The following is a 12,006-nucleotide window of genomic DNA, read 5'->3' as shown; positions in this document are numbered from 1 at the left end:
GCCTGCCGAGGACCCTGCTCCGTTCCTCCTGCGTACGGTGGGTGACGATCAGCCCAGTGCGCGCCAAGTCGGTTGCACAGACGGCTCGTTGTAACCGATCCCCTTGCTTGTCCTCTGCCTGGCGGGAACGACCGAACCGAGTTGAGTGCACCCGGTCATTGAGGAGCGGAGCTACTGTAGGTTCCTGCCATGAAGCAGGGTAAAGGGGTCGAGAACCCCGAGTCGCGGTTCTTCACGTTGCTGCTGGCGGCGGCGAAGCTTCCGGGTGTGCGTATCCACAGGGAGGCGTACCTCCGCAGTGCGCTGGCTCGCCGCTGCTCCGAGGACGAGATCCGGAGGGCGATAGAAGAGACCCCTGCTGCGGCGGGCATCTCTGTCGAGATTCTCGACAAGGTGGCCAACGACTCCGTCCGCTATGAGACCGCCAAGGTCAGCGCTCTCTCGGCCGCCGCCGGTATACCCGGAATCATCGCGCTCCCCGCCACGGTGCCCGCCGACACCGCCCAGTACGTCGGCCACATGCTGCGCATCTCGCAGAAGCTCGCTTACCTCTACAGCTGGCCCGACCTGTTCTCGGACCAGGGCGATGACGTCGATGACGCGACCAAGGGTGTGCTCACGCTCTTCTTCGGCGTGATGTTCGGCACCAAGTCGGCGAACGTCGCGGTGGGGAAGGTCGCGGGGATGATGGCGGAGACGGTCGCCAAGAAACTGCCCCAGAAGGCACTCACCCACGGGGTCGTCTACCCCATGGTGAAGAAGGTCGCGGGCTACCTCGGTGTCAAGATGACCACGCAGTCCTTCGCGACGACCGTATCGAAGGCGATCCCCCTCGTCGGGGCCGTTGTCTCCGGCGGGCTCACTCTCGCGACCTACCTTCCGATGGCCAAGAGGCTCAAGAACCACCTCGCCGGCTTGCCGCTGGCGGAGCCGTCGCACCGAGTGATGGACGGGGACGCCGTGGACGGCGAAGTCGTCGAGGACCACGGGCCCTTCGCCCAAGCCACCCCCGAACAGCGCAGCGCAGACGCCACCACACTCAAGCAGGAGGAACCTCAGTCCTGACGCCGCGAATGCCCGACCCTGCGGCGGGCGTTCCTGCAGTCAGTCGGTGGGGCGGTGGTCCTTCGCAGGCGTCCGCCCGCCCTCCGCCTCGCTGATCACTGTGAGCCGCGTGAACCCCTGGGCCGGGCCGGTCACCTGGGGCGGGCCAGCGGGGCGATCTCCCGGTCGAAGAATTCGTGGAACTCCTCGCCGCGTTCGTACAGCGCATCGAATCCGGCATTCGTTTCCCGGATCAATGAGCTGTCGGTGTAGCGGTTGGCTCCGTCCGCGTTTCCGTCGTCGTCGTACACGACCTCGTACATCACCGCATCACCCAGAATGACCACTTCCGGAACTGGTCGCGTCCGCTCGATGTGCGCAATAGCGCGAGCGTCGAGAACCTTGATCTCGTCCCCCACCTCCACACGCACCCGCAGGACATGCAGTTCCCACTGCACATACGGCGTCACCGGAAATTCCACCACGCGAAGACGGCGGTGCCTGACGCCCGACCTCGACGCCCGCAGGACTTCCTTCGCGTACTCCTCGCGCCTCTCGTCGGCGAGGGTCAGCGCCCTCGACCAGTCGCCGGCGGCGAAGGCTTCCCAGCTCGCGAAGCCGCGCTCCTGGAAGTGCTGGCCGCGCTCCAGCTTGTTGAGGAAGCCGATCCTGCCGCCGTAGATCCGGCTCAGGTCGGCGTGGTACGTGGGGCGGTCCAGGCGGTCGGAGGCGCCGTCCGCAAAGGAGTCAAACACTCGGGATGTCCGGCTTCGCCGCGATGAGCATGTTCCTGGGGATGACCACGAGGCGTTCGTCCGATCCGATCGAGACCCCGCCGGGCAGGTTCTTGCCGAGTGACTCGGTGAGGTCCCGGCCGATGACGGCGATGTCGCCGTTGTCGAGTTCCCAGATGTCGGGACAGTCGGGAGTTCCGGTGGTGTTGCCGAGTTCCTGGGGCGATTTTCCCAGCCGTCGCTTGAAACGCGTGGCCGGATCAGCTTCCCATGGCCTGGACATCCCCATCGCCCCCTCGATCGGTCGGGATGCGTCACTGTAGCCTGCAGTGCGACGACCTGACCAGGTGTCAGGCCTGGTCCGCAAGGGTATTGGCGAGGACTGATTCCTCCCTGTCCCATGCTGCTCGAGAAGGGAATGACAGGGACCGCAATGACGATCACATCACTTCTTGACGGGTGACAGTTTTCAGTTCTGCTGTCTGAAAAATCGGGTGAACGGAGGGGCGGCTGTGGACGCGGAAGTGGCATTGCTCGCACAGAGCGCGGGAACCACCCTGGTCGCGTTGATGGCGACCGACGCCTGGCAGCACATGCGGGACGGGATGACACGGCTCTGGCGCCGGACGCAACCCGAGCGCGCCGACACAGTCGCCGCCGAGTTGGAGGCCGGACGCGAGGACGTTCTGGCCGCCACGGTGGCCGACGACCAGCAGACCCTGGACGAACTGCGCCTCCGGTGGCAGGGGGCGGTCCAACGGCTGCTGGTCGCCCGGCCCGATGCCGTCGAGGAGCTGCGGGCACTGCTGGACCAACTCGATCCGGCGGAAGGCTCGGCCGCCCGACAGATCACGCAGCACGCCACCGCGTCCGGTCAGGGCAGGGTCTACCAGGCGGGACGTGACCAGCACATCACCGAGCGATGACGGGTGGCACGGACGGCCACGCCGAGGACCACGGGCGCGTCTACCAGTCGCGGGGAGACCAGCACATCACCGAGCACCACCACTACGGCGGTGCCGGACCGGAGCGCGGCGGACCGGACTCGGTACGACGCCCGGCGGTCGGCAGGCCCCCCGTCGCGCTCCGCGACCGCAGCGAGGTGATGGAACGCCTGCGGGCGAGCGTCAAGGCGGAGCGTGGCGGCCAGGTCTACGTGCTGTACGGCATGGGCGGCTCAGGTAAGACGGCGGTCGCCTGCGCCCTGTTCCAGGAGGTCACTGGAGAACAGGGCCGGGTGGGCCTGTGGGTCAACGCCTCCGACCGTGCGAGCCTGCGAGCCGGCATGCTCGCAGTCGCCGCCGACCGAGGGGCGGCCCACGGCGAACTGCTCGCCGCACGCAACGGCCTCAGACCTGCCGCCGATCTCACCTGGACGTATCTCGACCGTTCCTCCGAACCCTGGTTACTGGTCCTGGACAACACCGACGAGCCGGAGATCCTGCGGGACGGCAACTGGCTGCGCACCAGCCCGCGAGGCACCGTCCTGGTGACCACACGGCGAGCGGCGGCTCGGTGGTGGCCGGGCGCCGAGCTGCAGTACATCGGCGTACTGCCCCGAGAGGACGCCGCGCTCGTGCTGCACGATCTCGCACCGCACAGCGGTACGACGGAGCAGGCGGCGAGGGTCGCGGACCGGCTCGGGCGGCTGCCCCTCGCTCTCACCCTGGCGGGCGGCTTCCTCTCCCATCAGGTCATCGACCCCTGGACGATGGACGCCTACGGGGACCAACTCGACGGAGACGAACGGGTCCAGCTGATCGACCGGGGAGCCGACGCGCTGTCCGAAGCGGACCCCCGGCATCTGGTCGGCCTGACCTGGCAGCTGACCCTCGACGCCTTCGAAGGGCGCGGGCTGCCCGAAGCGGCGGCCCTGCTCAGACTGCTGGCCCGGTTCGCCGCCGAGCCGCTGCCGCTGACCCTGCTCAACCACGCCGACATCGGCGCCGTACTGCCTCGTGCCCGAACCGAGACAGCCCTCAGAGCCCTCCTCGACCAGTCGCTGTCCGAACTGGTCGACGCCGCCGACGCCCGCTGCGTACAGAGCCACGGCATCCTGCTCGACAGCGTCTCGGCGGCGACCCCCGCGGACCTGCTGCCCGCCCTCGACACGACAGCCGTCCGGCTGCTCGACGCGGCCGTGCCCGGCGTACCCGACGCGGGTCCGCACGATCCGCGACTGCGCCTGCTGGTACCTCACGCGCTGGCCCTGCTGAGGCACATCGGCGGGCCGTCCGCCGCCGACGCCCTGGCCGTCGCGACGCGACTGTCGGTCGCCCTGCACCGGACCGGTGACTACCTCTCCGCCTGGGAGACCGCCCGAAGCGCGGCGGACCTCGCAGAGCGACTCCTCGGCGCGGACCACCGTACGATCCTCGCCGCCCGCTCCAGGGCAGGGCGGGCACTGTTCCGGCTGGGCAGGTACGCCGAAGCCGAAGCGGCGCTCCGCGCGGTCCGGGACGCCCAGGAGCGGCTGTTCGGCGCCGACGACCCCGACACCACGGACAGCGGCTACGGCCTCCAACTTGTGCTGGCGAACCTCGGCAGACGCGAGGAATCCGTCGCACTGCTCCGCGACACCGTCGCCAGGCGCCGCTCGGCGCTGGGCCCCGTGCATCCGCTGACCCTGCGGGCCCGCGCCAGCCTGCTGGAGATGCTGCCCGCCGCCGAAGTGGTTACCGAGGAAGGCGGCACACTGCTCACGCTGCCGACGGAATGCGAGCGGTCCCTCGGCCCCGACCACACCGTGACACTGGGCGCCCGACACAACCACGCGTGGGCGCTGTACCTCCTGGGCCGCTTCGACGAGGCCGACCACGAGATCCGGCGGGTCGCCGAGACGTATGTGCGGCGCTTCGGGCCCGAGTACCCGATCGTGCTCGCCGCCCGGCAACTCCTCTCCAGGACCCGGGCCGCGCTCGGACACGTGGATGAGGGGATCGCGCTGATGACCGACGTCGTCGAGCGGCGTGAACGCGGCCTGGGCCCCGAACACCCCTTCACGGTCGCGAGCCGACAACTGCTGGACGCCTACCGGTCAGGGCGATGGCGGCCGTAGTGATGACGCCGGGATGGGAGCGACCCGCACCGACGGAGCGCGAGGGGACCGACAGGAGTACGGAGGTAGGCTGCTATGCGCAGGCCGTACGGGTGACGTTCAGTACGAGGGGGATGAAAGTGCAGACGCCGCGAACCCGTCTGGACTGACCTGACCGACGCCAGGAACGTCGGTCCTGTCCGGTCACCGCATGGCCGGTCCCGTCCGCGCCATCGGCCAGGAAAGCCGGCCCGCCGCACGGTCACGCGTACCCCCGAGCCCCGCGGACCGGCTTCCGGCCCCGGCGGCGGACCCGCACCACACCGAGTACGAGCAGCAGTACCGACCACCGTCAGGGAGAGCGAGACCCGCAATGGCCCAGCCGCCCCTCCTCCGCGATGTCATCGACATCAAGAAGAAGATCTCCACCTCGGACTTCGTTCTGTCCCTCGCCGAGGCGACGACACCCGAAGGCGCCCAGAACGCGCTGAAGGACTACGTCGTCACCGAGCGGCTGCTGGAGAACTTCGACGAGGCGCTGGCCCTCATCAAGTCCTCGCTCGACGGGCACCGTTCCAAGGCGGCCTACCTGCACGGCTCGTTCGGTTCCGGTAAGTCGCACTTCATGGCCGTGCTGTACGCCCTGCTCAGCGGCGACCCGGCCGCCCGTGCCCGTACCGAGTTCGACCCGGTGCTGACCAAGCACGAGTGGCTGACCACGGACGGCAAGAAGTTCCTGCTCGTGCCGTACCACATGCTCGGCGCGAAGGCCCTCGAACAGCGGGTGCTCGGCGGGTACGTCACGCACGTCAAGAAGCTGCACCCACAGGCCCCGACCCCGCAGGTGTACCGGACCGACTCCCTCTTCGCCGACATCCGGGCCAACCGTGCCACCTACGGCGACGAGGCGGTCATCCGTGGCCTGGGCGGCGGCGACGCGGGCGACGGCGAGACGGACGAGTGGGGTGAGGGCTTCGCCTGGACCCCGCAGCTCCTCGACACCGCCCTCGCCGCCGAGGAGGACCACGAGGGGGGCACCCCGCTCGACCTCCGCAACCCCTCCACCCCGGCCGAGCTGCGCGCCAAGCTGGTCAACGACGCCGGCACCAACCTCTTCCCCGGCTTCGCCCAGAACGCAGCCGAGAACGAGCACGGCTTCATCTCCCTGGACGCCGGTCTGTCCGTCATCGCCGAGCACGCCAAGTCGCTCGGCTACGACGGCCTGATCCTTTTCCTGGACGAGCTGATCCTCTGGCTCGCGACGCTCATCCACGAGCAGAAGTTCGTGGCCCGCGAGGCCAGCAAGATCACGAACTTCGTGGAGGGCGGTGACGCCCGACGCGCCATCCCCGTGGTGTCGTTCATCGCCCGCCAGCGCGACCTGCGCGAACTCGTCGGCGAAGAGGTGTCCGGCGCGGCGGAAGCCTCCATCCAGGACACCCTGAACCTGGCCTCCGGCCGCTTCGACAAAATCACCCTGGAGGACCGCAACCTCCCGCAGATCGCCCACGCGCGCATCCTCAAGCCGAAGGACGCCGAGGCGGAGCGGCTCGTCGACGCGGCCTTCGAGCAGACCAAGCGGGTCGGCACCCAGGTCTGGGACACCCTTCTCGGCTCGGAGAAGGGCACGACCGGCGCGGACGCGGAGTCGTTCCGGCTGACGTACCCCTTCTCACCGGCGTTCATGGACACCCTCGTCCACATCTCGTCCGCGCTGCAGCGTTCCCGTACCGGTCTGAAGCTGATGGGCCAGCTGCTCGCCGACCACCGCGACGAGATCCGGCTCGGGCAGCTCATCCCGGTCGGCGACCTCTACCCGGTGATCGCGGAGGGCGGCGACAAGCCGTTCACCGACAGTCTGAAGGTCGTCTTCGAGGCCGCCGACAAGCTCTACAAGACCAAGCTTCGGCCCTACCTCCTCAGCTCGTACGACATCACCGAGGACGACGTCAGGCAGTACCGCACCAACCCCGAGACCGTCACCGACGCGCAGCGTGCCAACCGCTGCCGGATGTTCGTCGGAGACAACCGGCTCGTGTGCACCCTGCTGCTGTCCGCGCTCGCACCCAGCGTGCCCTCGCTGGCCGAGCTGACCATCCGGCGGCTCGGCGCTCTCAACCACGGGTCGGTCCTCGCGCCCATCCCGGGCGCCGAGGTCGGGATCATCAAGAACAAGGTCGCCGAGTGGGCGGCCAGGTTCCCCGAGATCAAGGAGACCGGCACCGACGCCAACCCCGGCGTACGGCTGGAGCTGTCGGGCGTCGACGTCGACTCCGTCATCGCCAACGCCCAGGTCAACGACAACCCGGGCAACCGGGTCGCCCTCGCCCGCCGCCTGTTGTCCGAGGAACTGGGCGTCGAGCACGGGCAGTTGAGCGACCAGCTCAGCTTCACCTGGCGCGGTACCTCCCGCACTTCCGAGATCGTGTTCGGCAACGTCGCCGACGAGGACGAGCTGCCCGACCACGACCTGATGCCGCAGGAGGACGGCCGCTGGCGGATCGCCATAGACCTCCCCTTCGACGAGGGCGAGTGGGGGCCTGTCGACGACGTCAACCGGATCCAGCGGCTGCGCGAGCGCCAGCAGGGCGAGCGGTCCCGTATCGTCGCCTGGCTGCCCGCGCATCTGTCCGCTCAGCGCTTCGCCGACTTCCGACGGCTCGTCGTCATCGACAAGGCCCTCGCCGACGAGCACCGCTTCGACACCCAGTACGCGGGCCACCTCAACGCCGACAACCGCAGCCGCGCCAAGGGCCTCCTCGAGACCCAGCGCGAGGCTCTGCTCAAGCAGGTCAAGGGCGCCTTCAAGCAGGCGTACGGGCTCGCCCAGAAGCAGGCCGCCGACGTCGTGCCCGACTTCGACGACCATCTCGTCCCGCTGCCCGACGTGGACGGCCTCACCCTGGCCTTCGGGCAGAGCCTGCACGACGGCATCCGGCACGTCGCGGGCAAGCTGCTCGCCCACCAGTACCCGGCGCACCCCGACCTCGACCCCGACGGCACCGGCATCGCCGTCAAGGCCGCCGACACCAAGAAGGTGTTCAGCCACGTCCGGGCCGCCGCCGAGGCGCGTGACGGGCGGGTGGAGGTCCCGGCCGCCGACCGCAAGCTCATGCAGCGGATCGCCGGGCCCCTGCGCCTCGGGCAGCAGAAGGAGGCGTACTTCGAGCTGTCCCGCTACTGGGCCGACCACTTCCGGCAGCTCGCCAGCGCCCAGGGCGTCGCCGGGGACCTGTCGCTGATCACCCTGACCGACTGGACGGACAAGCCCGACCCGCGCGGCCTGCCCGACTTCCTCGCCCGGCTCGTCGTCGCCGCGTTCGCAGAGATGGACGACCGGGTGTGGGTGCGCGGCGGCACCGTCCTCGACCCCGCGCCCGAACTGTCCGCGATCAAGGACCACGACGCGCTGCGCAGCCAGCCGCTGCCCGCCGAGACGGACTGGGACACCGCACGGCAGCGCTTCGAGACGGTCTTCGGGGCGAAGCCGCCGGCCCTGCGGCGCGGCCGGATGGTCAACCAGTTCGCCCGCCAGATCATCGAGGCCGCCCGCGCCCACCGAGACCACGCGGCCGACCTGGTGCACCAGTTGGAGGCCCACGCCACCTTCCTCGGCCTCGACCAGACCGCCGACACCGGACGCCTCGCCCTCGCCCGCCGCTCCCTGCAACTCCTGGACGCCGTCACGGCGGAGGCCGGCAAGGGCGCGGCCGGGGCGAAGAAGACCGTGGAGGCACTCGCCTCCTTCGACCTGGGCGGGACCAGTGCCGACCGGTACGGGACCTCCATCAAGCAGGCACGCAGCGTCGCGGAAGCCGTCGCCTCCGCCCCCTGGAGCACCCTGGAACTCGCCGCCGGGCTCGGCCCCGAGGGTGAGGCGCTGCTCGACTCGCTGCGCAACGTCGCCCGCGACGACCAGCGCACCGCCGACCTGCGCGACGCCCTCGCCCGCACCCAGCGGGAGGTCGTCGCCCTCCTCAAGCGCAGCCAGGCCGCCGCCACCCCACCGCCCGCGCCGGTCGCACCCCAGCCCTCCACGGCCGACGGCCAGTCCCTGGACACGCCGACCAGCGATCCGCGCATCCCGTACACCCCGCCGCAGGAGCCCCCCTCCCCGGCGAGCGGAGGCGGCTCCGCGCGGAAGTCCGGCCGCCGCAGCACGACGGTGTCCCGGGCGGCCGCCGACCTCCAGGCGGAGCTGTCCGAACTGGCCGCCCGCCACCCGAACGCGACCGTCGAGATCACCTGGCAGGTCGTCGAATGACGGACACCGCAACCGCGACCGCCGCCCCGGGCGCGGTCCGGCTGAACACCGCGACCGTCACCCAGTACCTGTCGTCGCAGTCCTCCCTCGCCGCCTCTCTGACCGGTGAAGGCGGGGGCAGGCGCCGGGTGGTGCTGCTGCGGTCCGCGCCTCAGTGGGACGGGCCGGCCGAACCCGCCTGGGGCGAGAGCCGCACGGCCGGTGTCGCGGTGGCGCCGTCGCCGCTCGCCGTCCACGAACTCGTCCTCGATCATCTGGCGGGACGCCGTCCCGGCCCCGCCGTGCTGGTCGTCCTCACCGACCGGGAGCAGAGCGAACTCGACCCGGCGATCCTCGCCCGCGTCCACAAGCTGCGCATCGACACCGTCGACAGCTGGGACGTCGTCCGCGAGGCGTTCGGCGCCCGGCAGATCGACCCCAGGCTCAAGGACTTCAACTGGGCCGCCGAGGCCCTCCTCGACGCCACCCCGCCCGGCGGCTGGCCGGCTGTTCCCGGCGGTTGGCTGTCCCGTCAGTACGCCCTCACCGCGCTCGCCCAGCGCCGCCTGCGCCTGGCCCGCTTCGACACCGAAGGCGGCCCGCGCCGCCCGGGCGACGACCGGCTCGACGCCGGGGCCCTGCTGCACTGGTCGACCAGGCCCGGCGCCCCCGAGCGGTTCCTCGCCCTTCGAGGCCCCGAGCGCGCCGGGCTGGCCGCCTTCCTCGGCGAGCAGGACCAGGCGGGCCTCGCCGGACGCGCCCTGCTCGCCCTCGTCGACACCGAACGCGGCGCGGACGCCGCCGCCTTCGGCCTGGTGTGCACGGCCCTGTGGAAGCATGCCGCCCCCGCCCCCGAGACGTACCAGGCCCGAGGGCGCGCCGAACGTTACTTCGGCGACCGGCCTCCGGCACTCGGCGAACAGCTCGACGCCCTGGTGACCGTCTTCGGGCAGACCGCCGAGGAGTACGTCACCGCGCTGCTGGCGGCCGGACACCGCACCGGTGGCAGCGAGGCCGACCAGGCCCGCGAGGCACGCCGCACCACCGGCATCGTGCTCGACCGCGCGGCCGTACTGGCCCGCCAGTTCGGCGCGGAACACGCCGTCGCGGCGAGCCCTGTCCTGCGTGGTGGCCTCGATGCCCGGTTCACCGCGGTCGGCCAGGCCCTCGCGGCGGGTGACACGCCTGCGGTCGCGGACGCCGTACGCCGCCTCCAGGACCATCGTCTCGCCGTGGAACCCGAGGAGTCGGCCCGTGTCGAACGCGCCCGCATGGGACAGCGTCTCGCCCGCTGGCTGGCCACCGACCCGCCTGCCGAGGCCCCCACCGTCGCCGACGCCATACAGCGGCACGTAGACGAGACCGGCTGGGTGGACCTCGCGCTGGAGCACGTCGAAGCGGGGGGCGATCGGGACCCCGTCCTCAAGGCTGCCTACGACACCCTCGGCACCCGCGTCAGGGACCGCCGTCGGCAGATCGACGTGTCGTTCGCCGGGAACCTGGCCACCTGGACGCAGGCGGGCACCCAGCCGGGTCGCATGCTCACCGTCGAGACCTTCCTCGACCGTGTGGTCGGACCGCTCGTCCCGCGCGGTGAGGAACGCCGGGTGCTGCTGCTCGTGCTCGACGGCATGAGTGCGGCCATCGCGAACGAACTCGGCGAGGAACTGCGCCGTTCCTGGGCGGAGTTCGACCCGCTCTCCGGGCAGGGCGCGCCGCGGCGGCGGGCGATGGCCGCCGCCCTGCCCACGGTGACGGCCGTGTCCCGCACCTCGCTCTTCGCGGGCACCCTGACGAAGGGCACGCAGGCCGACGAGAAGCGGCTCTTCCCCACGCTGAAGCTGTGGGGTGGAGCCCCGGCCGCCGTCTTCCACAAGGACGACCTGCGCACCGAGACCGCGGGCGACACCTTCGGTCCCGCGCTCACGGAAGCGCTCGAAGACGGCAGAACCCATGTCGCCGTCGTCCTCAACGCCATCGACGACCGGCTCGCCAAGGAGCAGAAGCTCGGCGACGGCGCCTGGCGGGTCGCCGACGTGCCCGGCCTGCGCGACCTGCTGAGAGTGGCGGCGGACCAGGGCATGGCGGTGCTCCTCACCAGCGACCACGGTCACGTCGTCGACCGGCACGGCACGAAGGTCGACATCGCGGCCGACCCCGCGTCCGCACGTCACCGCCTGCCTGGGGCGGGTCCGCTCGCCGAACGAGAGATCGCCCTCAGCGGACCGCGCGTCGTGTGGCCCGAGCCGGGCGCTTCCATCGTCGCGCTGTGGGACGCCGACTCCCGCTACACCGCCCTCAAGGCCGGCTACCACGGCGGTGCCTCCCTCGCCGAGGTCACCATCCCCGTGCTCGCCTTCCTGCCGTTCGGGGCGGAACCCCCGAAGGGCTGGCGGGAACTGGGCGACCAGCGGCCGCCGTGGTGGGCCCCGGAGGAGACCGCGACGGCACGGCCGAGAAGCGAGCTCGCCGCCGCACCGACTGCCGGAACGGGCCCCGCTCCCAAGAAGCCGGCGGGGAGGGCGAAGAAGGACCAGGCGGACGTCGCCCGGACGCACGACGCGCTCTTCGACGTCGCGCCGACCGCCGGAGCGGACGACGCCCTGCTCACCCCGACCGCCGTCTCGCACGTCGAAGTACTGGTGACGGCAGTGCTCGACTCGGAGACCTACCAGGCACAGCTCGGCGGGCTGGCCCGCAAGCCGCAGCAGGAACAGGTGCACAAGGCCCTCACCGCCCTGCTGGACGCGGGTGGCACCCTGCCCGTGACCGCCCTCGCCCAGCGCACCGGCATGCCGGTGACCCGGAGCGACGGCTTCGCCGCCGTCCTGCGGCAACTCCTCAACTACGACGGCGTACAGGTCCTGGAGACCCTGCCGGACGGCCGCACCGTGCGGCTCCACGAGGCGCTGCTGCGCGAGCAGTTCGCCCTCGGGACGGGCTGACCG

Annotated in this window: 7 protein-coding genes; 5 read left to right on the top strand and 2 right to left on the bottom strand. The window is 71.0% G+C overall.

What is annotated here, in order from left to right:
• Positions 1 to 189: 189 nt before the first annotated feature.
• Positions 190 to 1,065 carry a hypothetical protein gene (locus ABZZ79_RS13620; RefSeq protein ID WP_356689102.1) on the top strand — a complete coding sequence of 292 codons (876 nt, stop codon included), beginning with the start codon at positions 190 to 192 and terminating at the stop codon, positions 1,063 to 1,065.
• A gap of 131 nt (positions 1,066 to 1,196) precedes the next feature.
• Here ABZZ79_RS13620 and ABZZ79_RS13615 read toward each other — a convergent pair whose 3' ends face one another.
• Positions 1,197 to 1,799 (bottom strand): DUF6879 family protein, encoded by a 603-nt coding sequence (locus ABZZ79_RS13615; protein ID WP_356689101.1) that lies wholly within the window; start codon positions 1,797 to 1,799, stop codon positions 1,197 to 1,199.
• Positions 1,792 to 2,061 carry a hypothetical protein gene (locus tag ABZZ79_RS13610; protein WP_356689099.1) on the bottom strand — a complete coding sequence of 90 codons (270 nt, stop codon included), beginning with the start codon at positions 2,059 to 2,061 and terminating at the stop codon, positions 1,792 to 1,794. Before ABZZ79_RS13610 ends, ABZZ79_RS13615 begins: the two co-directional genes overlap by 8 nt.
• Positions 2,062 to 2,290: 229 nt before the next feature.
• Between ABZZ79_RS13610 and ABZZ79_RS13605 the strand changes: the two genes are divergently transcribed.
• The 4 genes from ABZZ79_RS13605 to pglZ all read left to right on the top strand — a co-directional run bounded on the left by ABZZ79_RS13605 (position 2,291) and on the right by pglZ (position 12,003).
• Positions 2,291 to 2,704: a hypothetical protein gene (locus ABZZ79_RS13605; protein WP_356689098.1), complete on the top strand. Its 414-nt coding sequence runs from the start codon at positions 2,291 to 2,293 to the stop codon at positions 2,702 to 2,704.
• Complete coding sequence (locus ABZZ79_RS13600) at positions 2,701 to 4,836, top strand: tetratricopeptide repeat protein (protein ID WP_356689096.1); 2,136 nt, start codon at positions 2,701 to 2,703, stop codon at positions 4,834 to 4,836. The genes ABZZ79_RS13605 and ABZZ79_RS13600 overlap by 4 nt, the downstream gene beginning before the upstream one ends.
• Before the next feature lie 352 nt (positions 4,837 to 5,188).
• Complete coding sequence (locus ABZZ79_RS13595; protein WP_356689095.1) at positions 5,189 to 9,079, top strand: phage resistance protein; 3,891 nt, start codon at positions 5,189 to 5,191, stop codon at positions 9,077 to 9,079.
• Positions 9,076 to 12,003: a BREX-2 system phosphatase PglZ gene (pglZ, locus tag ABZZ79_RS13590; RefSeq protein WP_356689094.1), complete on the top strand. Its 2,928-nt coding sequence runs from the start codon at positions 9,076 to 9,078 to the stop codon at positions 12,001 to 12,003. The genes ABZZ79_RS13595 and pglZ overlap by 4 nt, the downstream gene beginning before the upstream one ends.
• The last annotated feature ends 3 nt before the right edge of the window (positions 12,004 to 12,006 follow it).

The organism is Streptomyces sp. NPDC006458 (assembly GCF_040612135.1).
Lineage (GTDB): Bacteria > Actinomycetota > Actinomycetes > Streptomycetales > Streptomycetaceae > Streptomyces.
The sequence above is the reverse complement of the archived record's forward strand: the minus strand, read 5'-3'. Positions and strand labels throughout refer to the sequence as shown.

Coding starts and splice junctions, on each gene's coding strand:
- pglZ (WP_356689094.1), top strand. CDS start 9,076: ATGACGGACACCGCAACCGCGACCGCCGCCCCGGGCGCGGTCCGGCTG.
- ABZZ79_RS13595 (WP_356689095.1), top strand. CDS start 5,189: ATGGCCCAGCCGCCCCTCCTCCGCGATGTCATCGACATCAAGAAGAAG.
- ABZZ79_RS13600 (WP_356689096.1), top strand. CDS start 2,701: ATGACGGGTGGCACGGACGGCCACGCCGAGGACCACGGGCGCGTCTAC.
- ABZZ79_RS13620 (WP_356689102.1), top strand. CDS start 190: ATGAAGCAGGGTAAAGGGGTCGAGAACCCCGAGTCGCGGTTCTTCACG.
- ABZZ79_RS13610 (WP_356689099.1), bottom strand. CDS start 2,061: ATGTCCAGGCCATGGGAAGCTGATCCGGCCACGCGTTTCAAGCGACGG.